The organism is Photobacterium leiognathi (genome assembly GCF_030685535.1).
GTDB classification, from domain to species: domain Bacteria; phylum Pseudomonadota; class Gammaproteobacteria; order Enterobacterales; family Vibrionaceae; genus Photobacterium; species Photobacterium leiognathi.
On sequence record NZ_CP131601.1, the window covers coordinates 1,093,591 to 1,117,437 of the forward strand.

Below are 23,847 nucleotides of genomic sequence, written 5' to 3' on the forward strand. Positions count from 1 at the left end.
AAGTTTGGTTAATTACAAATAATGGTTTGAAATAAAACTAATCCAAAACACGAATAAGATATGAATGGTTATTAGGTACATTAAAAAACCGCTAACTCTCATTAGCGGTTTTTTACGTTTGGATAAATACTATCCTCAATATAAGTTTCTAGGCACTAGCTTAAAGCTGTTACGGTGCATATCCATTTCTAGGGATGCTTCACCGCGTGGAATGTGGTGCAAGGTTAGGTTGTACCACACCACAAAATATCTTTATTGTAAGGTATTAAAGCCACTGTATATTCGCGTGAAGGTGGTAAACCAACATGCCGCGGCAAAGATATAGGCGATGGTTGCAAAGTGCTGGGGTAGTAAGCAAAACAGCACAAAACAGCCGATAGTTTCTGTCCCTTCGGTTAATCCACTCATGTAATACAATGACTTATGTTTATAAATAGGGTTTTCGATACCTTGTTTACTCGCCATGATCGCAAAGGCAAGAAAGCTACTGCCTGTACCAATAAATGAAAATATCAGTAATGCGCCTGCAATGGCGTTCTGATCTGGGTTTGCCAGAATAAACCCAAATGGTACTAGCGAGTAGAACAGAAAATCCAAACTGATATCTAAAAAGCCACCAGCATCGGTAATACCTTCAATACGTGCGACTGCGCCATCTAAACCATCACAAAGACGATTGAATAAGATGAAAAACAGTGCCAGCAAATAATGTTCGGTAATTAAAGCGGGCAGGGTTAAACAACCGATAAGAAAGCCAAATAGCGTTACTTGATTGGCTGAAACACCGCAGTTATGCAGCTTAGTCGCACTTGTTTCTAACGGCGTTTTTAAGATTTTAATGCAGAAGCGATCAAGCATGTGGTGGCTCCTGTTGCCATTGGACTACCTGGCTATCGTTTGGAATATCTTGTTTATCGTGGGTAACCATGAGTGTCGGAATACTCGCTTGTTGAATTTGCTGAAATACCCAATCACGAAATTGTAGGCGCAATGCGCTGTCGAGCTTACTGAATGGTTCATCCAATAAAATTAGTTGCGGTTTTGCCATCAGCAGGCGAGTTAGGCTTATTCTCGCTCTTTGACCGCCAGATATTTGATGAGGGTAAGCGTTTGCTAACTCAGAAAGTTCTAATTGTGCTAACGCTGTGAGTGCTTGGTGTTTTCGCTCATTGCCTTTGATGTTATTTGGCAGAGCAAAGGCTAGGTTTTCCCACACGGTTAAATGGGGAAATAATAAATCATCTTGAAATAACACCCCGATATTGCGTAAGTGAGCAGGCACTTCGGTTATCGCTTGGTTATTTAACGTCAATGCTCCTTTGGCTGTAAATTCTGGGTTCAAATGACCTGCTAAGTAGTTGAGTAGTGTGGATTTCCCACAGCCACTAGGCCCCATTAAGGTCACGATTTCCCCTTTAGCGATATGTAAGCTAAATGACGCAAGTAATATGTCACCGTTGGGCTGAGTGATCGTGACGTTACTGATATGAAAGCTCATTATTGGTAGACCTTACTTTTCCTGTCGTTGAGGCGTTTTTATTATTTATTACGTGAGCAAATATAAAGAAACATAATGGGATCAAAGCTTGGCATAAGGCGTAAATCGCCGTGATACGCCTATCTGAGCCACTAGCCAGTGCTACAGCTTCGGTTGTTAATGTGCTGATACGTCCTGCGCCGAGCATTAATGTCGGTAGGTATTGTGCAAGGCTCACGCTAATGCCGATTACCCATGCAAATAATAAGGCACTAGCAATTTGCGGTAATTTGATTTTTAACCAAACATGGAGCGGACTTTTACCTAAGCTGAGTCCGATTTGAGTTAATCGTTGATCGTAACTGCGATAAACCCCATCAAGAGCCAAATACACATAAGGGAACACAAAGAACAAGTGCGCCCAGGTTACCCAAACACCGTAGTGGTGAATGTTGGTATATAAAGTAAGTACCTGCAAACCAAATAGCAGAGATAGCTGGGGCACTAACATCGGGATGGCAATAATGTAATTGGGAATATGCCATGTATGTTTGATGCGGTATTCATGGGCAACAATGGCAAAAACAAGTGCTATCGAGGCACTGATCAACGCAATCACCACGCTGACATTGATTGTGCTGAGAATGTTGCTCCATTCCTGTTGCCAAAAACGTTCGCTATAACGACTCGGAAGAAGATCAGGAAAACGCCAGCGCAGCGCAACACTCCATATACTCAGTAATGGAATGATGAGGGCAGTTAAGCTAACCAATAGGACAAATATTGATTTTCCCGGTAAGCGAAATGCTTTTCGACCAGACCAAAGCCATTGATTGATGCCTTTGGTGAGTAACCATTCAATACAGAAGGCTGCGGCTAATAATAGTGAACCTAATGCAAACAGTATGATTGCCCCTGCTGCGGCGCGAGGCATAAGTTGAAGATCGGGATCGCTAAACCATTGCCACACTAAAACTGCAAATGTCGGTGGATTGGTTGGGCCAACAATTTGAGCAACATCAACCACCGATACGCCATAAGCAATGACGGCAAAAATGGCAAAGCGTAGCTTCGATAACCATTGCGGAAACACGCATTTTAACCATGTTTGGGCACGGTTATAGCCTAATGAGGCTGCCACTTGCTCTGTTTGCTGCACATTAAGTTGCTTGAGTACCGATATACTCATTAGCAGTAAAAATGGGGTCTCTTTGAGTGCTAATACTAAAATAAGCCCAAGTCCGTAGGGATCTTGAATGAGTAATGGTGTATTGCTGGTGGCATCGAATGTCGGGTCGATAAGGGCATATAACGCACGTATCCCCATGCCTGTCGGAGCAAATAGAAACGCAAACCCAATCGCAAAAGCCACATGGGGAATGGCTAATAGTGGGTTTAGGGCTGCTTCAATACGTCGCCACCATCGGGCTCCCCAACTGCTTTGTAAAATCGCAAAAGTAAAAAAACAGGCGAAATAAGTGCTTAATAGGGTGATGAAAAAAGTTAATCCAAGGCTATGTCCAATCCCTTGCCACTGGAAGACTTGCGCAAAACCCTGCATTGAAAAGTGATGTAACCCTAGTGCTGGCATATAGCCTAATGCAGCCATGATAACGCCTATCAGCCCAGGTAGGGTTGGCAAAATACATACTGCAATCAGGAATATGTAAAGCGCAGGTAACATACCGTGTTCTCATGGTTAGGGAGTGAACGCCACAGGTGCAGAGCTGTGATAATAGGGAGCTTGATAGTAATTATTATTACTTAATAATCAATGAGATTTTAATAATTCAGCTAATTAATATTCGGCTCTGACAATAAAGACCTATAAATGCAATCTTTTCTTTCATTTGCCGAGGAAAGTAAGAACTTACGTACAATAGCGATTCTTTCCTTTTACATTGGATATTCACGTGTATAGCGATCAATTCATGATGCTGTTAGCGGTATTTGAGCGTGCCGCATTGTTATTAATGGCACTGTTTTTATTAACCCAAACTCAGCACTTTCAGTCGATTGTTAAAAAGCAGCATCGTCGACCAGCAGAAACCGCAATGATCTCTCTTTTGTTTATCCTTTTTGCGGTTTTAAGCACTTACACAGGGGTCAAAGTCGATGGCTCGCTAGTTAATGTTCGCATTATAGCAGTGGTATCCGGCGGCATATTATTTGGCCCTTGGGTGGGGATTCCTGCTGGGATCATTGCTGGTATTCACCGTTATTTAATTGATATTCATGGCCCGACATCGGTAGCGTGTCTGCTAACTAGTATTTTTGCTGGTTTATTGGCGACATGGATCCACGTGTCTTGCCAGAAAAAAAATTATGCCCAATTAGGTATTTTGGCTGGCATGGTGTGTGAGATCTTAACCATGGTGCTGATTGTGACGCTGTCGGAAGATAAAGCGCTGGCGTATAACATTGTCTCGCACATTAGCTTTCCAATGATCATGGGAACCGTCTGTATTGGCTTGATCATCAAACTGGTGCAAGGACTGGATGAAGAAAAAGACATTGTCGCAGCACGGCAAGCGAAACTGGCGTTAGATATTGCCAATAAAACCCTGCCGTATTTTCGGATCAATAGCCGAGAGTCGCTACAAAAGGTATGTAATATTATTCGTGAACACACTCAGGCAGATGCGGTCGCCATTACCGATACTATCGATGTGCGGGCTTATGTCGGCAGCGGTGAAGAGAACTTTCTTGATGCTCACCATCAGATCAGTGGCATGACGCGCCAAGCGGTAACAACGGGTAAGCAGATCATCAGTAATAATTTAAATGTGCATGAGTTTCGATCCTTGTTGATCATTCCATTGTGGGAAAATGGCGAGGTGAGTGGCACATTGAAGATCTTTTATTGTCGCCCTGATCAAATCCGTTTATCGCTACGTGAAATGGCGATTGGTTTATCGCAAATTATCTCGACTCAAATGGAAGTGTCGCGAATTGAGCAGCTAAAAGCGATGGCAAGCAAAGCTGAGTTTTCAGCGCTACAAAGTAAAATCAATCCGCACTTTTTATTTAATGCATTGAATGCAATTTCGACCTTAATTCGTATTCGTCCCGATCATGCAAGAGAGCTGATTGCGAATTTAGCCGATTTTCTGCGATATAACCTAGAACGTGACGTTGAATTGATCGATATCCAAGAAGAGCTGCAGCAAGTGCGCGATTATGTCGCCATTGAGCAAGCCCGCTTTGGTAATAAACTCGACGTTATTTTTGATATTGAAGATGTTCATCCTCATATTCCTTGTTTGCTGATCCAACCGTTAGTGGAAAATGCGATTTTGCATGGTATTCAGCCATCCCGAGAGCCGGGAACAGTGACGATTTCTGTGAAAACTGTCGGTGAGAAAATTGCCATCATGATCCAAGACACTGGTGTTGGTATTTCGCAAAAAGTTATCGATAAGCTGTACAACGGTAATGTGGATTCCCATCGTATTGGTCTAAATAACGTCCATCAGCGTTTATTGCTACTTTATGGTGAAGGCTTGCATATTCGTCGCCTTGAGAAAGGCACTGAAATGTTGTTCTACGTAAAATAAAGGTTATGCCATGCTAAAAGCACTGATTGTTGAAGATGAATATTTAGCGCGTGAAGAGTTAACATATTTAATTCAAACCCATAGTCACATTCAGATTGAAGCTGCTTTTGAAGATGGATTAGAAGCCTTTAAGTTTTTGCAAACCAACCAAGTCGATATTGTTTTCCTCGATATTAATATTCCGTCGATTGATGGCATGTTGCTGGCGCGTAATATTTCGCAGTTTAAGTACAAGCCGCACATTGTGTTCACCACCGCTTATAAAGATTATGCAGTTGATGCGTTTGAATTAGAGGCATTTGATTATCTACTCAAGCCGATCAGCGAAGCGCGAGTGAAAGGGCTGTTAGCGAAATTAGAACAACAGCATCAAGCGATATATCAGCAAGAGCAACAAGCATCAGCGCAAGTACGCCATCAAACGGTAAATTTGATGAAAGATAACCGGATTGTGATCACCCCGATTGAGGATATTGATTATGCCGAAGCCAGTGAAAAAATCACTAAGGTGTATACCGCTGATGGCTGTTTTATTGCGCCGATGACGATTAGTGAGCTGGTGGCGAAATTGCCAGAATCTGAATTTTTTCGTTGTCATCGTTCTTATTGTATTAATGTGGCACGGGTGCAGGAAATCATCCCTTGGGTTAACAGTACCTACCTGTTGAAGTTGCAGCATCATGATCAACAGGTGCCAGTCAGTCGTAGCAATATTAAGTTGTTCCGAGAACGTATGAAGCTGTAATAGCAAAGCGACAAAATGCATTTCATGCGGATATATTGCATTTAATTCCACTGAGCAGGCAGCTCATTTTATAGTTTTTCCATCCTATTGTTATCTTCATTCATCGTCGTATGTTGGGGGCAGGAAGCGGTAATTCATTAGGTTATCGCCAGCGTTATAAGTCCCCTTGGAGAGTACGACGATGAGCACTCACATCGCGAATAGAACACGTGTTCTAACCTTAATTGGCACCATTATTACCCAATTTGCATTAGGTTCGGTTTACACATGGAGTTTGTTCAATGCCCAACTTGCTGACAAGCTATCAGAGCCTGTTAGCCGCGTAGCATTTTCATTCGGTATCTTGAGTTTGGCACTTGCTGTTGCTTCTTCCATGGCGGGTAAAATGCAAGAGCGTTTTAGTGTGCGTAAAGTCACCATTGGTGCAGGCATCTTACTTGGGGCGAGTTTATTACTAACAGCCCACGCTACGAACCTTATTCTGCTATATGTGTTTGCTGGCTTCTTAATTGGCTTTGCCGATGGTACGGGCTATTTAATGACCCTATCTAACTGTGTGAAGTGGTTCCCTGAGCGTAAAGGCTTAATTTCGGCTTGTGCTATTGGTGCTTACGGGTTAGGTAGTTTAGGTTTTAAATTCATCAACATGTATCTGCTTGAGCACAATGGCTTGGAATCAACGTTCGATGTTTGGGGCGTGATTGCGATGGTAATGGTGATCATCGGTGGTTTGATGATGAAAGATGCACCAAAACAAGAGATCTCAGCGGTTGAAGCAGCCGAAGGGGTACGTGATTACTCATTAGCTGAATCAATGAAATGCCCACAATTTTGGATGCTGGCACTCGTGTTCTTAACTGTATGTATGAGTGGTTTATACGTTATCGGTGTAGCGAAAGATATTGGTCAATCATACGTGCATTTATCTGTTGAAGTTGCCGCTTCTGCTGTGGCGATTATTGCGGTGGCTAACCTTGGCGGTCGTTTAGTACTTGGGGTGTTATCAGACAAAATGGCACGTACTAATGTAATTGCGATTGCACTAGCGGTATGTCTACTGGGTGTTTGTGCACTACTGTTTGCTCACTTAAATATGATGGTGTTCTATTTTGCGGTAGCGTGTATTGCATTTAGCTTTGGTGGCACGATCACTGTGTTCCCATCATTAGTCAGTGACTTCTTTGGTTTAAATAACCTAACTAAAAACTACGGTGTGATTTACTTAGGCTTTGGTATTGGTAGTTTTATTGGCTCTATCGTAGCGTCAGTGTTTGGCGGCTTCATTGCTACGTTTTATTTGATGTTCGCACTTTTGGTTGTGTCTTTAGTGATTGCACTAACGATTAAATTACCGAACGGTGAAAGTGATGCCCAGCTAGTGGCGAATAACTAAGTTGCCAGTAACTAAGCAATAAGTAATTTATTCTTTTGTGGAATACCTTTAAATCCGAGCGCTTATGCATGATAAGTGTTCGGATTTTTACTATCTGCATAGAGCGAAATAAACAGTATGGTTCAATACTGGTATCAATAAATGATTACACTGGCTGGTTTGAATAAAGGTAGTTAAAAACACTATTTTACTTGTGAAAATTAGTTACTAGAATGAAAACTTGTTTCAAATATAGTGTCTTATTTTGGTTAAACTCTGATTTAATACGCAAATAAACTGCTTAAAAATTTAAAGGCAGTGAGGGTCACTCTATACAGAGTTATTGTTAGCGTATTATTTTGTGAGATCTTGCTATGTCAGTGATTAAGTTGCCTTTAAAGTATAGAAGTGCCGCTGCAGACACCTTTGCAATGGTGGTATTTAGTTTTGCTGCTGGCATGATGATTGAGATTTTTATTTCAGGCATGTCGTTTGAGCAATCATTAGCATCACGAACCTTATCTATTCCGATCAATATCGCGATAGCTTGGCCTTATGGTGTGTTTCGTGACTTTATGATCCACCAAGGTACGCGCATTTCATCGAAGCGTTGGATGAAAGGAGTATCAGATATGGTGGCGTATGTACTATTCCAATCGCCTGTATATGCGGGGATCTTGTTTGTCGTTGGCGCAAACGTTGATCAAATCGTAACAGCTGTTACCAGTAATATTTTGGTATCAGGTGCTTTAGGTGTGGTGTATGGGCAGTTTTTAGAAATGTGTCGTCGTATGTTCCGTGTACCGAATGCGGCATAACTGAAAATAGTTAACAGAATAAAAAGCAGGGGCGTAAAGGTTAACCTTTACGCCCCTGTTGTTTTTAGGTTTATAACTTTTAAGCTTTAAAACCTTACTAAGTTACGATTACTTATAGCCACCTTGGATTTCAGGTTGCTGTTGTTTTAATACTACTTTATTACGTTCAATTGCCGCTGATGGTAAGCCAATAAAACCATTTTTGATCAATGTCTGCTGAGCTTCTGGTGTCATCACGTAATTTACAAAATCGGTTTGCTGTGACGATAGTGAGCTATTGGTAGGCTCAAGATTTAGATACATGTAGTAGACATTAGCAAGCGGGTAACGGCCAGATAAAATTGTTTCATGATCTAAACCGAAGCTTTCACCGTTTTTATCAATAATATCAATGCGTTTAATATCTTTATCTTGGCTTTGATATACCGTGTAACCAATAGCATTTTCTTTTGATTCAATGGTATCGATTAAGTCATCACGGTTGCTTAGCGATTTTGTCGCTGTTTTTTGACCGTCGTAGCAGGTGATCATCTTGGTGAAATTACGGTGTGCTGATAAATCACCATTTACCGAATAAGCTTGCACTTGAGTTAGCTCAGAATGATTGGCAAGGATTGGATTAACACTTTGCCACTGAACTGGTTCTAATGATGATTTACAGCCAAAAATATCAGCCAGTGCATTGATTGAAATCGACTTTATTGGATTATCTTCATTGACTAAAATCGCTACCGCATCGGACGTAAAGTACAGCTCGGTTGGTTTATAACCGTATTTATCTTTAAAAACCGCGACTTCGCTATCTAACCAACGGCGAGAGCTAATACCAATTTTTACGCCGTCTTCAATCATCACTTTTTGAATATCATTGCTTTGTTCAGTCAACAATTGATTGTTCAGTGTTGCGGTTGAAAGCAGTTCATTAACCACGGTGTTTAGCTCATTTTCTACCGCAATGGTTTTATGACTATCGGCATAAGCAGAAGCTGCAAACAACGCCAGTGGTAGCATGTAAGTAAAAGTTGATTTATTCACGAGTATTCCCTCACTGTGCCGTTGATGCGTGTTGTGCCGATTGCTCAGAGCTGTAAATCGTCCATTTCTTGACTGGCTCCATTTGATTGCTAGTGATCACTGCAATGGTGCGTCGCTCACGCTTTTTAAGGTGCTTAGTTAGCTCTGTTACCTGTGTGAACTCTTGCTCTGAAATACGCTCTGGGGCAATGCCATTTTCAATCAGGGCGTCTTTAATCACCCCTGTACGGCGTTGCGCTAATGCTTTGTTGTATTGATCCGTACCTTCTGGACTAGTATCACCAACAAGGATCACTTTTGCCTGTGGTTTTTGCTCTAACAGATTAAACAATAAGGTGTAAGTTTCGTTTTGATCTAAGCGAATATGGGCATCGTCATAGTTAAAGTAAACCGTTTGAATATCGTATTTCGGTTTCACTTCCCATGGTGCGCAGCCTGTAATATCTACTTTTGTACCTGTTGGCGTATCGGCACACATATCTCGTTGGTTGATCACGCCATCTTTATCATGATCACGAAGATCATCAATTTGATGACGAGTAACTTGGGTATCTGGCATTTGTGCACAGCCAGCTAAAAGCAAAGGCAATAAAATAAGAGAAAGTAGTGATTTAGTCATGATTATTGCTCCTTCGCTTGCCATTGTTCTGGGTATTCAACACGTAACGCGTAGGTTAATTTACCCATCGCATTCAGAATGCGATATGCCGCTAAGGTGTGATCATATTCAGTATTGATGTAGTTTTTACGGGCAAGAAATACTTCGACTTTGGCATCCAGTACATCAAGTAGGCTACGGCGACCTAAACGAAATTGTTCTTCGTATCCCATTTCAGCGGCTTTGGCGGCATCAACGTTTTGCTTTAATAGTTTCTTTTGTTGTTCCAGCATGTTGTAGGCATTCCAGGCAAGTGTCGTACCTTCAACCACTTCACGCTCTGCACGTAAACGAATAGTACGTGCTTCTTCATGACGCCATGCAGAAGCTTCCGTATCTGCATTGGTTTTTCCGCCGTTATAGATGTCGTAATTCATAGTTAGCATGACACGGGCATCTTGATCAGGACCAAGCGTATTACCCACGTTATCGTTGGCATTTGCGTGTACTTCTAGCTTAAATTCAGGGAAGTAGTTGCCTTTTTCACGACGGATTTCTTCACGTGCCGCTTTAATATCCGCGATGGCTGCTTGAATTTCAGGGTGCTGCTCAATGCCTTGTTTAATAGCAACTTCTTTGCTGTTAGGTAGTAGGGCAGTATCTACCACAGGGTCGACTAAACCTGAAGCAGGCTTACCCACTAAGCGCATGAATTGTGCATCGAGATCGTAAAGGTTATTTTCAGCGGCAATCAGTGACGATTGAGCCGTTGCAACACGGGCTGCAATTTGCGCTAAGTCAGAGTTACTGCTTAAGCCTTTTGAGTTTTTATCGAGAATATCTTGATAGATCGCTTCATGTTCACGGACGTTGCGTTGGGTTAACTCATGAATGGTTTTTGCTTTTAGTACTTCAAGGTATAAACGTGTGGTATCTAATGAGATATCTTCGGCATCAGATAATAAAGTTAAGCGCTCAGATTCTGCTTCATAGGTTAGGCGATCGGTATTGGCTGAGGTTTTGAAGCCATCAAAGATCAACTGTGAGGCTTTTAAACCAATTTCAGTACGGTTCATACCACGATCATCTTTGGGGATTTTATTGCCGCTGTTATAACGGGTTTCTTCATAACCTGCCGCAGCATAAAGATTTACTTGGGGTAAGTAATCCGCTTGTGCACCATCGACTTCACGTAGTACAGATTGAAAACGAGCATACTGCCCAGCAATTTGTGGGCTGTAATCAATGGCTGAAGCAACGGACTCTTCTAAAGAGAGCGCATGTGCAGCACTAGATGAAAATAGCGCAGCCGCTATTAAAGATGATAAACGCATTCCTTTTCCTTTATCTTTTAGTTCTGTATGCCGTATTCATTGGCAAAAATCTGTTTGTTATAAATTATTTAAGGTTCTCTTAATGCACTGGCTTTGGCGCGTAACAGCGGTTTTAACCAGTAGCTTAAAACGGTTTTTTCGCCTGTTAAGATATCCACCATGGCTTGCATGCCGGGAATAACTTGAAGACGAGTGTCAGGATCATCATGGAGTTGGATATGAGCACGGTAATAGGCAGTACCATCTTCCGTTTGCAGCGCATCAGCACTGACATAGGTCACCGTTCCTTTACGTCCACCGTAGACAACAAAATCGTAAGCAGTAAATTTAATTGTTGCTTCTAAGCCCTTGCTCACAAAAGCAATATCCTGTGGTGAAATTCGCGCTTCAACGATTAATTTGCTGTCATTCGGTACCAGTTCCATGATGGGTTCACCGGGTTTGACGACACCGCCTAATGAGCGCACCAAGATATCTTTGATCGTGCCATCCATAGGGGCGGTGATTTCGGTACGTTTTAGCTGATCGGCTAATCCTTCTTGGCTATCTTCTAACTGGGCAAATTGGTTGGTTGCTTCATTAAGTTGTGCTTGTACAGACGTTCTAAATTCCAACGCAAGGTTACGACGCATCACAATGGCTTCACGTAAGGCTGCTGATGCTTTTTGTTGAGCGACTTTTGAGCTGGCAATTTCACCGCGTATTTTGACTTGATCGCGGCGTGTTTGGATCAATTCAACTTCTGCAACGGCCCCACGTTTTACCGCACCTTCGAGCATTCTTGCTTCTTTGTTCACTAAGCGAAGGCTACTGTTAAGGGTCGCGGTATTACTTTTTGCATCACGTAGTGCTTCGGTTTGTTGCTCAATGGTGAGTTGCGCTTCTTCAAGCTGTGACTCAATTTGGCTAATACGCTCGTTGTAGTTGGCTTTGGCATTAATTTGTGCACGCTTACTTAAATCATCAAAGTCGAGAGCTTGATGGTTAATGGTGATTTGCTTCTTCCAGTCTTTTTCTCTGGTATTGACTTTAACCGTCTCTAATTCGGCTTTCAGACGTTTGATTTGCGCTTGTAGCGTACGGAAATGCTCATCAGATTCCTGAAAGGCAGTGCGGAAACGAGTATCATCCAAAATAAGTAGGGTTTGACCTTGTTTGACTTGTTCACCGGGACTTACCAAGACTTGCTCGATAATGCCGCCTTCTAAGCTCTGGATTTTTTGAATAGCCTGAGTTGGTACAACCTTACCGTCACCAACCACTACCTCTTCTAATTTGGAATAAGCAGCCCACGTAATAATCGCGATAACCAATAGCGAGCAAAGCCAAATTATCTTACGAGAGCGATAGGCGTGTTTTTGGTTAGCCCATTTTAAATTACTGCTCATTACCGCCTCCCTGAACAATGCTGACAGAGCGAACACGACTAACTGGACGTTGTGGCTTCTGTTTGGCGAGAATAGATTTCGCATCACCATCCGCGACAATTTGCCCACGTTCTAACACGATAATACGATCACATTGCGTCAAAATAGATTGACGGTGAGAACTGATCACCATGGTGATATCACGCGGTAGGCGATGTAATGCCTGACGGAAACGCTCTTCTGCTTGTTGATCTAAAGCGCTCGTTGGTTCATCCATGAGCAATAGACTTGGAGCACGGTATAAAGCGCGAGCCAGTGCAACCGCTTGGCGCTGACCACCAGATAAGTTACGTCCATTTTCACCGACTTGGGTTTCTAAGCCGTTAGCAAGGCGATCCATAAAGCCGTTTAGGCCAGAGGTGGTAATGGCATGACTCAGGCGTTTTTCATCGACGTCATCACAGCCAAATAAGATGTTTTCATAAATGGTGCCGTAGATAAGCGCAGGTTGCTGTCCAACCCAACCGATATTGTTACGAAGTGCGGCAGGCGGCCATAACTGGGCATCAATACCTTCGAAATACAATTGTCCTGAACTTGGACGATATTGGTAAGAAAGTAGAGCTAATAGGGTCGATTTACCTGAACCTGCTGCACCAATAATACCCACTCGCTCGCCTTGGCGAATGGCTAATTTGATATTGCTAAGAGCATTAAACTGTTGTTCAGGATAAGCGAAGTTCGCATCATCTAGCTGTACGTTACCGTTAAATTCACCACGATCCATCACCTGATGTTCATTGCTTTCTTGCGGTAATGCCATCACTTGATCAAGCCCTGTGATTGCTGAACGGCTTTGCTGATAGCGCAGCATTAACATGGATAATTGATTGATTGAACTCGCGGCACGACCACTCAGCATCACAATAGCAATTAAGCCACCCATACTGAGTAAGCCTTCAGAAATGCGGTAAACACCTATGATAATCAAACAAATGGTGACGATCTGCTGACTACTCATCACTGAATGAGACACAACGTTGGTGTATTTACGGGACTTAATGTGCCAATCCGACAGTGCAGAAACCGTTTGCTCCCAACGACGTTGGATTATGCCTTCTGCATTGTTTTGTTTGATATCTGAAAGGTTATATAAGCTATCTAATAATTGGGTTTGTTTCTGGGTCGATAAGCGAGCGGACTCATCTAAGGTTTGACCGATCTTGCCTTTCATAATCGTGCTGATAAGCAGTAATACAATCATCACTGCAATAGGAACAAACATCATAGGGCCGCCTAACCAGCCGATTAATGCAAGGAAGAATAGGGTGAAGGGTAAATCCACCAAGGTAACTAAAGTGACTGACGTGAAAAACTCTCGCACACTGTCGAAATCTTGAATTTGACGCGCAAATGCAGCGGCTGATTGGGGACGATGTTCTAGTTTCATCCCCAATACTTTTTGCATCAAAATGGCCGATAGTTTGGTATCAATATGATGCCCAGCCATGTCAGTGATAGCACTTCTCGCTTCGCGTAATAACCAATCAAATATCAACGCAATTGATACCCCAGCCGCTAACACCCATAAGGTATTAAAAGCTTGATTTGGCACCACGCGATCGTAGACGTTCATGGTAAATAACGGCACAACCAGAGCGAGTAGGTTGATAAAAATAGAGGCAATCAGTAGATCACGATACCAAGGTTTTACCTCTGAAATCGCTGCACGCAACCAGTGTTTTTTCGGTTTTGGTTTGATGTCATCTACTCGAGGATCAGCCATTTGCATTGGTGAGACTTGCCATACATCATCGCTGAGCAGATGTGTTAATTCATCACCTGATTGCTGCGAGACAATAGGCGTTGGGGCATGCTCATCATTGGTTTGAAACTGGATCGTTTTAAAGACACCATCAGTGCATTCACTAATAATGATTGGCGTGCCAGTCTCGGTAATACCAACGGCAGGTAAGCTTGCAGTAGTTAGCTTATTTTTCGGGTGCAAACCAACGTCCAACTGAGCTTGGTTGGCTGCACGTTCAAACAGAGAATCGTCAAGTTTACCCTGTACTAAGGGTAAGCCTGTGGTGACTTTCAGACGATGACAACGAATACTGTAATGCTGGCATAGCCACAAAATAGAGGCGAGCCAGATGTCATTATCTAACGGCGGATTTTTACTACTCATACCATCCCTAGCCAGAAATTAGATTATTATCATCTATCATTTTTTGTAGGATCTCTGCTTCCGTTGCAGAGCTTGCGTCAGCGCCATAAAGCACATCTTTACTTACAGTGTCTAACGTTATCTCTTGTGTAACATCTGCACCATTATCTTTAACATGTAATGTGACGGAACCGTTATTTTCAGTAATATCAATATAGTTATCGGCTGAAATACCATCAGTTACATTTGATAAAATAGCGCTTAAGTCGATGTTGTCGCTATCTTTTGTGGTATCAAAATCTAAAATAGTATCTTGTGCTGGTGTAGCGCTTGTACCGAGATCTTCCGATTTAAAGACGAAACTGTCACTGCCCGCATCACCTGACATTATATCGTCACCTTTACCTCCAATAATTTCATCGTTGCCTTCTCCACCGAGAATCAAATCGTCATTGGCTGTACCTACTAGAGTATTGTCACTAGCCTCTAAGATTTTGAAATCGATGGTTTGCGTTGTTCCCGTTGCGGTTTGGTTGCCGATGCTGGCATTTGGCTCAATTGTTAAGGTAAAGTCCTGTGCGCTGTTGCCCGTCATAGTGAGGTTGGCAATATCAGCAAGTTCGACTTCCCAACCACCATCTTTTGCTTTACCTGCAGAGAAAACATAATCACTTGGAAAGCCTGTGATCATGATAGTGCCTTTCTCATTAGGGGCTGGGTTTTGCATGATGAAATCAATATTTAAGGCTATCGCTGAATCCGTTTCGGCAATAATGCTGGTGTATTGCGCCGTTAATTCAGGCTCATCAGGCACAGCATCAATGGTCAGTTTGATCTCTTCGGTAGCAATAACGCCATCATCAGTGTAGTCAGTGCCTAATACTGTATTTGAATCAATGGTGTTGGCTTCTAAGGTGATTGTCATTTCGCCATAAGCATCGCCAGGGTAGAGCTCAAACTGATCTAACGTGCTGGCATTGATAACCACAGTGGCAAACCAATGATCGCCTTTTTGAGCAAAGGTAATTTCTTGCCCGCCAATAACGATTTTATCTAATCCTTGCAATTGAGCCGGATCGGCGGCACTGATGTTAACGGTTAAACGTAACGATTCATCACTGTTTGTTTCGTAGCTTTCTAAATTCACTGGAATAGTGAAACTATCGCCTTCAGTCCCAGCAAGCGTTTCAGGCACATCGAAGAACTGCACATCATCGCCAATGGGTTTCACACCAACAATCAGATCTGTAGTGGATGTTTTAATGTCGTTGGTGCCAATTTCATTAGTGATGGCTTCTAGTTTGAGCTTCATATCACCACTAAAATCCAGTGGTGGACGGATATAAATTTTATCCATCAAGCTTGGTTCAAAATTCCATGACTGGCCGTTATTGGGTAGCTGAATAAAGTTATTGCCACCATCCGGTGAAAAGAACAGTACAGCCCCATTAGGAAGACCTGAAATATTTAGCGAAATGCTTTCTGAACCATCATCATCAAATAAAATCGCATCGAGTCCAGTAATGTGAATATAGCTATCTTCATCACCGAGGACTTCGATTTTATCTGGCATTTTGGCGTAATCAGTTACAGGTGCAACGTCGATGACCACCGATGCGGTTTTAGTTTGGGTATCGGTTTGGGTTGGGCAATCGGCTTCATCGGTGATATTTGCTTCAACATTAATTGTTAATTCACCACTAAAGTTAAGAGGTGGCACTAGGGTCACTTCACCTAAACGAGTTGGATCTTTAATTGTCCAGCTACCATCATTGTTGTCTTGTATGATTGAAGCATCACCATAAAGTTTTGCATCAGCAGATAAAGTAATTTTAAGCCAGTTAATGGTTTCTTTACCTGTTGCTGATTCACCTTCGCCACTGATGGTTTGGCCTGCGAAAATATTATCACCCAGCACTAACTCAAGGTTGATAGCAGATTCGGTATCTTCCTGAATCGTGGTTTGTCCGGCATTAACAATGATGTCATCAACAACAGGCACGACTTCAATTTTAATCTCTTGGCTTGTTGTTGATGTTTGACCATTACAAGTAGACGTTTGGGTGATCTCAATAGGAAAAGTTAGACATCCAGCCCAGTCTTCATCTAACCCAACAAAGACCATATTCTCTAAGCCGCTTGGTGTAATGGTATAGCCAAGAATTTCACCGATGGCATTGTATTCAGGGATAACGCCATCGCCTTCAATTTCCACACCTTCGGGTAAGTCTTTTACGCTGATAAAGAAAGATAGTTCGATTTCAGGATTATCATCAATGTTGCCATCCAGCAGCCCTGATAAATCAATATCTTCACCTTCTTTAGCAATAATATCGCCACTTTGGATATTGTCAGGATCGTCAATTGGTAGACATGAACCACCGCCACTGTGACCCGTAATTTGGATTTGAAGAGGGGCTTCAATGTAGCGTGAGTTCTCATCATCAATGACGTGGGCAATCACACGTAAATCAATAATGTCAGTATTAAAGCTAGAGCTAATGGTTGCCCCAGCTAAGATATCTTTCATCGCTTCTTTGACGGTATCGCTAGTTAAGCCTGTTGCTGGAATCAACCAGTTACCACTACCGTCAATGGAAGCGCCATTTGGGTGTTCAACGATTAAGTTAATACCATCAGGAATAACGATAATTATGTAATCAAGATATTCAGAGCCATCGAGATCTTCATCAATAAAGTGAACTGCATTAGTTAAATCAATAGGGCTGGCATCAGTGCTGGTGAGAACTTCTGATGTTGATTCTAAACGGGTGTCGTTTTCGACAATACCTGCGACATCAAGCTGAATGGTTGCGTTAATATCTTTTGCTGAAGTTTGTCCTGTTGGTGAGGTGTCAGTGACTTCGTAGCTGATTGAAATAGTAAATAAGCCACTTAAATCTTCATCAGCAAGTACAGTAACACGACCACCGTTAATGAATTCTGCCCATGACTCAGCGCCTTTATAGCTCGCCAGATCTAATCCACCAGCAGGTACAGACACTGCAGCACCATCAATAAAGAGTGTTAATCCAGCAGGTAATCCGGTGATCTTATAGCCTGTTAAACTCTCACTGTGATCAATATCTTTATTGATCTCAGGCTCAACTAAGAAACTTGCATGTTTATCTTCAGTACCTATGGTTTCGAGTACTGCGCCGTCTTTTTCATCAACCACTGGCAGTACATCAATTTCTACTTTGTAATTGAATTCGCCACTGTCTCCATCAGGCTCAGTCGATACCACGTTAACATCAAAGTTAAGTTGGCTACTGAAGTCTTTAGTTGTTTGTAAGAAAGTGGCTTTAAGTTGATCGTTGGTGATCTGGTAGATCACACCTGTCGATGCGCTTTCACCTACGATCTCTAATGTGATCGGATTACCGCTGCTATCAACAAAAATGACTCCGTCTGGAAGGTTGGTGATCATAATGGTGATCTCTTCCGATTTGTCATCATCGCTGGTAGTGATCATGAAATCTAACGGTAATGGGCTATCTTCGTTAAAGCCTGATGTACCTTTGATTGTGCCTTTAAAGCCAGTGGAATTATCTGTGCTAACAGCAACATATTCCCAATGACCATTGCCACTATCAGCAACATTAGGACGATCAATTACACCTGTTAAATCAATGGTAATGGTTTTGGTATCACTTACCGCGTTGACATTAACGGGATCAAGTCCATCAACGGAGGTTTCGGTTGATACAGCTGTTACTTCAATGGTCAGTGTTTCTGTCCACGAGCTTATATCTTCTTTTGGATAAAGTAGTGCTTCACCACTTTCAATAGCTTCAGCACTAATAATGTAAATCCCAGAACCAGCTGGTTGCTCAACAGCCCCACCGCCTTGAATAGACCAACCATCTTGCACTTTGATGTGATAGCTTAAACTTTCTGAACCATCGGTATCGGTAAGCTTGCCGATAAGTACTTGGCTTAAGTTAATCGGTTGATCTTCAATACCTTTAATGTTCTTCACCGATAGCGTCGGTGTATCGGCATCTGGATTGATATTAACGATAATTTGATGGGGTGTTTCTTCGGTTTTATGTTCATTTTTATCAATGAACTGATTACCTTTTTCCGTCGCAATAGCGGTTACGGTAAATTCAAATTTACCTGCAAGGTTTTTATCTGAAACGACAGTGACTTTATTTAGTTGGTTTTGATTTAAAACATCGCCGTCTTTGACGACATTGCCATTGAGTTTCAATGTAATGCCATCTGGAATACCTGATATGCGATATTTAAGGCTTTCTGAATTATCCGTATCGGTGAGGTTTGCGGCAATATCGAGTTTAATACTGCCGTTATCATCCTCAACACCAGTGTATTCGTAGTCTTTTGTTTCATCCCAAACAGGTGCATCAGCGTTTGGATATACCTTAATAGGCAGATCTTTATTTAAATCAGTTGTTCCTGAGTCTCTTGAAATAGTCGCGGTAATTTCAAGGTTTACCATACCTTGCTGATTGATCGCTGCATCAGGGGCTGGTTGATAGGTAAGTTCACCGTTTGGTGAATAGAAATTACCATCTTTCATAAAATCAGTAATTGTGATTACACCGCCGACTGCAGTGAGTAATGTGCCATTAAGGTAAAGCTGCCCACCAGCTAGCGAGCTTTCACTGATGGTGATGCTGGTAAGAGTTTCATTCTGATCTTCATCACCAGGGAATACTTTAATTGAAAGTGGTGCAGTACGTGTATCTTCCAGCACTTCCATTAGCTCTACTTTGATGTGACCTGGGTTATCGCCTAAGACCAGCTTTGCTGTGCGATCAGCGGTATCACTGTCACCATCTTTGACTGTGTATGTGAGGTTATCAACAATTTGCCCATCAAGTTCTGTGGTAGCGAAAGTGGTAATTTCAACCGTGCCATCTGCATGTACTGTCATGGTGCCGTATTTCTTCGAAGGCGTAACTGATGTATTGATCAAATCAATCGGCTTACCGTCCACAGTGTAAGTGGCACCGTTGTAAACAAAGCTGACAATTTCACCACCGTCAGCACCTGTTATGGTGTCAGTCAGTAGTTGTAAGGTTTGTTTTTGTCCTTCGACTAAGGTTAGGGTGCCATCATCACCCGATAGAGGAATATCATCGGTTACATTAACGTCGAATATAGCGGTAGATGAGGTGTCTCCATCACTGTCAGTAAGAATTGCACCAAACTCGAATATGAGCGTATCTTGCGATGTGGCATCTGGGTGGTCAATTGGCGCAAACAGATCAAATTGCACCGTACCATCAAGATTAACTTTTATTTGGAATACTTCTTTACCCGCAGCGGTAGCGATATACCAGCCATCAGCGTTAGGTGTGCCAAGGGTGATTTTATCGTCTGCACTGGTGTAATTTTTACTGTTAAATGGGGCGGTATCTAAGGTGACGGATACCACATCATCACTGCCTGTATTAAAGCTTAGTGTTGGTGTTGCTGTATCAGAGGCATCACTGTCTATACCATCATCCAGTAAATCATTTTCTTGAACATTTAAGTTGCCATTAACGATGATTTCTGGCTTCAAACCATCCCAAATCGTGACCGTTACATTAGAGGTGCCGATACTGCCATCACTATCAGTCGCTTGAACAGGAAGAGTGATATCTAGTTTGGTGTCTTTGCCATTAAGGTGATCGATAAAGTCATTCAGTACAATGGTAATAGTTGCATCTGCACTGCCACCAGCAGCGATAGTGCCAATGTCGGAAAGGTTGATGGAAAAGATCACCGTACCGTCAGCTAAAATCGCATCATAGTTATTACTGCCATCGAACTTCCATGTCAGCGCTTCGCCGTTATGAGTGATTGCATCACCATCGCTAGTTTTAACTGCGCCAGCTAAAGCCAGTTGCAAATCAACAATAGGATCTTGCCCAGCGGTAACAGAAATTGTTGAGCTTGCTGTTTCTGTGGTGCCTGCTGGTGGCGCATCTGGTGCTACAGCAATTGGGTTTTCGGTAATTTCTAATGTGGTGTCAGTAATGACTGGCGTGTCACCATCGGTAATAGTGACAGTGATATTGGCTTGGTTAACGTCGCCATCGTTATCGCGAATAAAGACTGGAATGGTAATGGTTTCAATGCCACTCTGATCGGTTTGGTCGATAGATTGATACAGGTTGAAGGTGTACTCGACCGTCGAGTTACCTTCAGCATCTGGCTTTTGTGTAATGGCAATATCAAAAACTTTTTCACCATTGACCCATGCTTCAATCATTTGACCTGTGCCAGTAAAGGTGTAAGTAATGATATCGCCGCCGCTGGTTAATCCTGATGGTAACTGGGTTTGATCAAAGTACAACGGGCTGAGAGGGGAAAGACCATCTAAGCCATCACTGCCTACAACAACATCAATAGTGCCTGTTTTTGAAATTGGCTTGTCTGATAGGTTGGCTTCATCAAATGCCAGCTCTTGATTTACGATTAATTCAGGATCAGCGCCATCTTGGATATACCAATCAAATTGTCCTGTTGGGGTTTTAGTCCCATCAAGATCGGTTGCATCAATGAGCAGTGGTAATTTGATGACATCACTGGCATTAGTGTGATTTAACGGACGATGTTGAACCAAGGTTACAGTCCCTGTTACATCATCAACATCGGTAGCACCTGTCAGGGTTAAGGTGAAGATGGTTTCTCCGCCAGAGGTTGCTGTAATGGTTTTTCCATCGCTACTTAATGTGTATTCAAGATATTTAACTGAAATACCTGATGTTAGATTTAAAGCACTTAAAGTAGCAATGGTTTGGGCGTTAAATGTGATGCTATTAGGATCCGGATTATCTGAACCGGCTTTAATGGTAAAGTCACCTGTAAAGGTATCTGTAGGATTAGAAATTAGCCCTTCAACATTACTATCACTGTTATTGATGATGGTATTTGCTTCGCCATCTTTGATGGTAATGGTGAGATCGGCATTGCCATAGTCATAATCTTTATCGCCTGCGATATAGCTAACCACTAAGTTAATATCACCTGAGCTATGGTCGAGATTACGATTGGCAGTAAAAATCCAGTGACCATTTTGTTGAATGGTTAAACTACCTTCAGGTAGTTCAAATGTTGCCGAACCACTGGTGAGGATCTTGCTTTCACCGTTTACAGTAACGCGAACAACTGAGAGTGGAGCATCAAGATCACTGTCATTATTGAGCACGTTGCCAGAAGTGATATTGCCTTCAATCACACAGCTATTGTCATCTAAAATATCAGGCTCTGAATCACGGATATAAATTAAAGCGGGAGCAACAACGGTTTCTTTGGTGCCGTCCGTATCGGTTTGAATGCCGTCAATTAATATTGCAGATTGAGTGCTATTAGAGCCTGGTTCAGCATCGACAGGTTCAAATAAAGTAATTTTAATGTCTTGAGTGGCGGTTTGAATAGTTGCCGTTAACACAGTAACGCCATTACTTACCGCAGTTAGTGTGAGCCCGTCAGAAGACACAGTTACAGTTATTGGATTACCGTGAGAGGTGAGTTGTTCTAATAAACTTTGATTGGAATTAAACGTAAATTCGGCAAACTCGATATTGATAATAGAGGTTGCTTCTGACGATGATTGGTACTCTAAGGTTGCTTCGTAAAAAACAGAGCTATCAGGACGAGTTAATGTCGGCATGTCATCCATCGCCGAATTACCAGCAGCATCGGTAACCGTCGCTGACATTTCCCATGTTTTTTGGACATTGAGTTGGCTTAGATCGAAATCTTCGATACGCCAATTTCCTGCACTATCAACGGTAGTTGTTAAGACAATTGTCTCAATGCCATCACTGAAAGTGACTTCGACTTTATCACCTTCCTGAGTGCCCGTTGTTGTACCTTCTAAAAACTCGACATAACCAAGTTTGAGTGCGGTGATATTCAGTCCGCCCAAATTGTAATTGCTGGTAACAATATCGATAGTTGGCGGCGTGGTATCTTTAATGATTGTATTGCTCGATATCGCTGGGTTACCTGCGATATCCATAGTTTCTGCGGTGATAGTGATATCGCCATCACTAAAATCACTAAGGTCGACATTCGCAATATTCCAACCGCCATTGGTCACAGTAGTTGTAAACGTTAAATTATTATTGCCTTGTCCAGAAACGGTAATGGTAACGGTTTGCCCATTTTCGACATGATTAACAGTACCAAAAAGATTGGTACTTTTTACCGTTACGCTGTTTAGATAATTATCAGCAATTCCATCGTTATTACTATCAAAAGCGGCGGTGATCTCGGCAAGGGTATCTTTGATTATTGTGTTGGTAGCTGATGCTGGATTGCCAGCTATATCGATTGTTTGAGCTACAATAGAGAGTTCACCTTCGGCTAACGAGGACAGATCTGTGGCGCTAATGTTCCAAGTTCCATCAGTGTTAGTCGTTTCAAAGATGATGGTTTTACCTTGGCTATCGGTGACGGTAATCGTCACGGGTTGGTTATTTTCAACAAAGGTGATATCACCTAATAAATCACTAACAACGATTTCAAATTGGTTGAGATAGTTATCACCTTTACCATCAAATTCAGCGGTAATTTCAGCGAGCGTGTCTTTAATAGTGTCATCTGTGGCATCAACAAAATTGCCATAGTAGTCAGTGACAGAGGCATAAACATCTAACTGACCTTCAGCGAGTTCACTTAAATCTTGATCGTTAATGACCCATTTCTGATCTTTAACGACAGCACTTGTAGTAAATACTTTGCCATTTATATCAGTAATAGTTACAACAACAATACGTCCATTTTCAACATCAATGGCATCACCGAAGAGATCAACGGTAGGGACTTCAAAACGGTTTTCATAGCCGTCGCCACCATCAACAATGGTGACAGTTAAAGCGGCAGAGTTCCTAAGTGGTAAAATATTATCGCCAATTTCATCACGTTGGTTTGGGTCTTGTGACGTCGTTGGGCGTGTGGTGAATCCTGCTTCAGGTAGGGTTTCAGCCAGTGTTGATTTGATTCGGGTAATAAAGGAAACGCCATCACTTGAATTAACATTCGATTCTGAGGTGTTTTGCGAGTGACGAGGGGCTGTGTCAGATTGTTTTAATGTAACAATATCATCTTCGTTATCAGGGGTATTTATAATATCACTGACTTGTACATTTTCGGAGATGAAAGGAATGGAATCATCGATAACTTCTGATGAAGGAACCAGAACCCACTCACCATTTGCTGTTATTTTCCAGATAACGCCTTCAACAACTACATACATTACTGGCTTCATCCTTGGCCCCTGCGTTTTATTATTTATTGTGGAAAAGTGTGGCGAGTGTTTGTTAAATCCAATGCACAATCTCGCAACAATAATTAATATTAGAGAGCAAAAGGATCGAAAAACATTATTTTTACAAAACCTACGGTGC

General features: G+C 42.2%; 13 protein-coding genes. 4 read left to right on the forward strand and 9 right to left on the reverse strand.

Features of this window, described 5'->3' with window-relative positions; genetic code table 11:
• Positions 1-252 precede the first annotated feature (252 nt).
• The 3 genes from Q7674_RS12300 to Q7674_RS12310 are packed head-to-tail and all read right to left on the reverse strand — an operon-like array spanning position 253 to position 3,161.
• The gene (locus Q7674_RS12300; protein ID WP_045063944.1) at positions 253-858 is read right to left on the reverse strand and encodes a CDP-alcohol phosphatidyltransferase family protein; all 606 of its coding nucleotides are present in this window, start codon (positions 856-858) and stop codon (positions 253-255) included.
• Positions 851-1,498: an ATP-binding cassette domain-containing protein gene (locus Q7674_RS12305; protein ID WP_045063943.1), complete on the reverse strand. Its 648-nt coding sequence runs from the start codon at positions 1,496-1,498 to the stop codon at positions 851-853. The genes Q7674_RS12300 and Q7674_RS12305 overlap by 8 nt, the downstream gene beginning before the upstream one ends.
• The gene (locus tag Q7674_RS12310; RefSeq protein ID WP_045063941.1) at positions 1,479-3,161 is read right to left on the reverse strand and encodes an ABC transporter permease; all 1,683 of its coding nucleotides are present in this window, start codon (positions 3,159-3,161) and stop codon (positions 1,479-1,481) included. The genes Q7674_RS12305 and Q7674_RS12310 overlap by 20 nt, the downstream gene beginning before the upstream one ends.
• Positions 3,162-3,408: 247 nt before the next feature.
• Here Q7674_RS12310 and Q7674_RS12315 point away from each other — a divergent pair, with 247 nt between their 5' ends.
• The 4 genes from Q7674_RS12315 to Q7674_RS12330 all read left to right on the forward strand — a co-directional run bounded on the left by Q7674_RS12315 (position 3,409) and on the right by Q7674_RS12330 (position 7,969).
• Positions 3,409-5,034 carry a sensor histidine kinase gene (locus tag Q7674_RS12315; RefSeq protein ID WP_045063986.1) on the forward strand — a complete coding sequence of 542 codons (1,626 nt, stop codon included), beginning with the start codon at positions 3,409-3,411 and terminating at the stop codon, positions 5,032-5,034.
• A 10-nt stretch (positions 5,035-5,044) separates the two neighbouring features.
• Positions 5,045-5,779, forward strand: coding sequence for a LytR/AlgR family response regulator transcription factor (locus Q7674_RS12320; protein ID WP_045063939.1), 735 nt, complete (start codon positions 5,045-5,047; stop codon positions 5,777-5,779).
• A 181-nt stretch (positions 5,780-5,960) separates the two neighbouring features.
• Positions 5,961-7,172, forward strand: a complete 1,212-nt coding sequence (locus Q7674_RS12325) for an L-lactate MFS transporter (protein ID WP_045063937.1) — start codon at positions 5,961-5,963, stop codon at positions 7,170-7,172.
• A 353-nt stretch (positions 7,173-7,525) separates the two neighbouring features.
• Positions 7,526-7,969, forward strand: coding sequence for an L-alanine exporter AlaE (locus Q7674_RS12330; protein WP_045063935.1), 444 nt, complete (start codon positions 7,526-7,528; stop codon positions 7,967-7,969).
• 108 nt (positions 7,970-8,077) lie between these two features.
• On the opposite strand, the gene Q7674_RS12335 is transcribed toward Q7674_RS12330, so the two are convergent.
• The 6 genes from Q7674_RS12335 to Q7674_RS12360 all read right to left on the reverse strand — a co-directional run bounded on the left by Q7674_RS12335 (position 8,078) and on the right by Q7674_RS12360 (position 23,708).
• Positions 8,078-9,004, reverse strand: a complete 927-nt coding sequence (locus Q7674_RS12335; RefSeq protein ID WP_045063934.1) for a PstS family phosphate ABC transporter substrate-binding protein — start codon at positions 9,002-9,004, stop codon at positions 8,078-8,080.
• A gap of 10 nt (positions 9,005-9,014) precedes the next feature.
• Entirely contained in the window at positions 9,015-9,623 is a 609-nt protein-coding gene (locus Q7674_RS12340) for an OmpA family protein (RefSeq protein ID WP_008986636.1), read from the reverse strand.
• Positions 9,624-9,625: 2 nt separating this feature from the next.
• The gene (locus tag Q7674_RS12345; RefSeq protein ID WP_045063932.1) at positions 9,626-10,936 is read right to left on the reverse strand and encodes a TolC family outer membrane protein; all 1,311 of its coding nucleotides are present in this window, start codon (positions 10,934-10,936) and stop codon (positions 9,626-9,628) included.
• 68 nt (positions 10,937-11,004) lie between these two features.
• Complete coding sequence (locus Q7674_RS12350; protein ID WP_045063931.1) at positions 11,005-12,324, reverse strand: HlyD family type I secretion periplasmic adaptor subunit; 1,320 nt, start codon at positions 12,322-12,324, stop codon at positions 11,005-11,007.
• Complete coding sequence (locus Q7674_RS12355) at positions 12,314-14,494, reverse strand: type I secretion system permease/ATPase (protein WP_045063929.1); 2,181 nt, start codon at positions 14,492-14,494, stop codon at positions 12,314-12,316. Before Q7674_RS12355 ends, Q7674_RS12350 begins: the two co-directional genes overlap by 11 nt.
• A 7-nt stretch (positions 14,495-14,501) precedes the next feature.
• Complete coding sequence (locus tag Q7674_RS12360; protein WP_305423878.1) at positions 14,502-23,708, reverse strand: T1SS-143 repeat domain-containing protein; 9,207 nt, start codon at positions 23,706-23,708, stop codon at positions 14,502-14,504.
• Positions 23,709-23,847 lie beyond the last annotated feature (139 nt).

What these genes read in the sequence shown, in the direction of transcription:
- Q7674_RS12300 (WP_045063944.1), bottom strand. Translation starts at nt 858, where the DNA reads ATGCTTGATCGCTTCTGCATTAAAATCTTAAAAACGCCGTTAGAAACA.
- Q7674_RS12305 (WP_045063943.1), bottom strand. Translation starts at nt 1,498, where the DNA reads ATGAGCTTTCATATCAGTAACGTCACGATCACTCAGCCCAACGGTGAC.
- Q7674_RS12310 (WP_045063941.1), bottom strand. Translation starts at nt 3,161, where the DNA reads ATGTTACCTGCGCTTTACATATTCCTGATTGCAGTATGTATTTTGCCA.
- Q7674_RS12315 (WP_045063986.1), top strand. Translation starts at nt 3,409, where the DNA reads ATGATGCTGTTAGCGGTATTTGAGCGTGCCGCATTGTTATTAATGGCA.
- Q7674_RS12320 (WP_045063939.1), top strand. Translation starts at nt 5,045, where the DNA reads ATGCTAAAAGCACTGATTGTTGAAGATGAATATTTAGCGCGTGAAGAG.
- Q7674_RS12325 (WP_045063937.1), top strand. Translation starts at nt 5,961, where the DNA reads ATGAGCACTCACATCGCGAATAGAACACGTGTTCTAACCTTAATTGGC.
- Q7674_RS12330 (WP_045063935.1), top strand. Translation starts at nt 7,526, where the DNA reads ATGTCAGTGATTAAGTTGCCTTTAAAGTATAGAAGTGCCGCTGCAGAC.
- Q7674_RS12340 (WP_008986636.1), bottom strand. Translation starts at nt 9,623, where the DNA reads ATGACTAAATCACTACTTTCTCTTATTTTATTGCCTTTGCTTTTAGCT.
- Q7674_RS12345 (WP_045063932.1), bottom strand. Translation starts at nt 10,936, where the DNA reads ATGCGTTTATCATCTTTAATAGCGGCTGCGCTATTTTCATCTAGTGCT.
- Q7674_RS12350 (WP_045063931.1), bottom strand. Translation starts at nt 12,324, where the DNA reads ATGAGCAGTAATTTAAAATGGGCTAACCAAAAACACGCCTATCGCTCT.
- Q7674_RS12355 (WP_045063929.1), bottom strand. Translation starts at nt 14,494, where the DNA reads ATGAGTAGTAAAAATCCGCCGTTAGATAATGACATCTGGCTCGCCTCT.
- Q7674_RS12360 (WP_305423878.1), bottom strand. Translation starts at nt 23,708, where the DNA reads ATGAAGCCAGTAATGTATGTAGTTGTTGAAGGCGTTATCTGGAAAATA.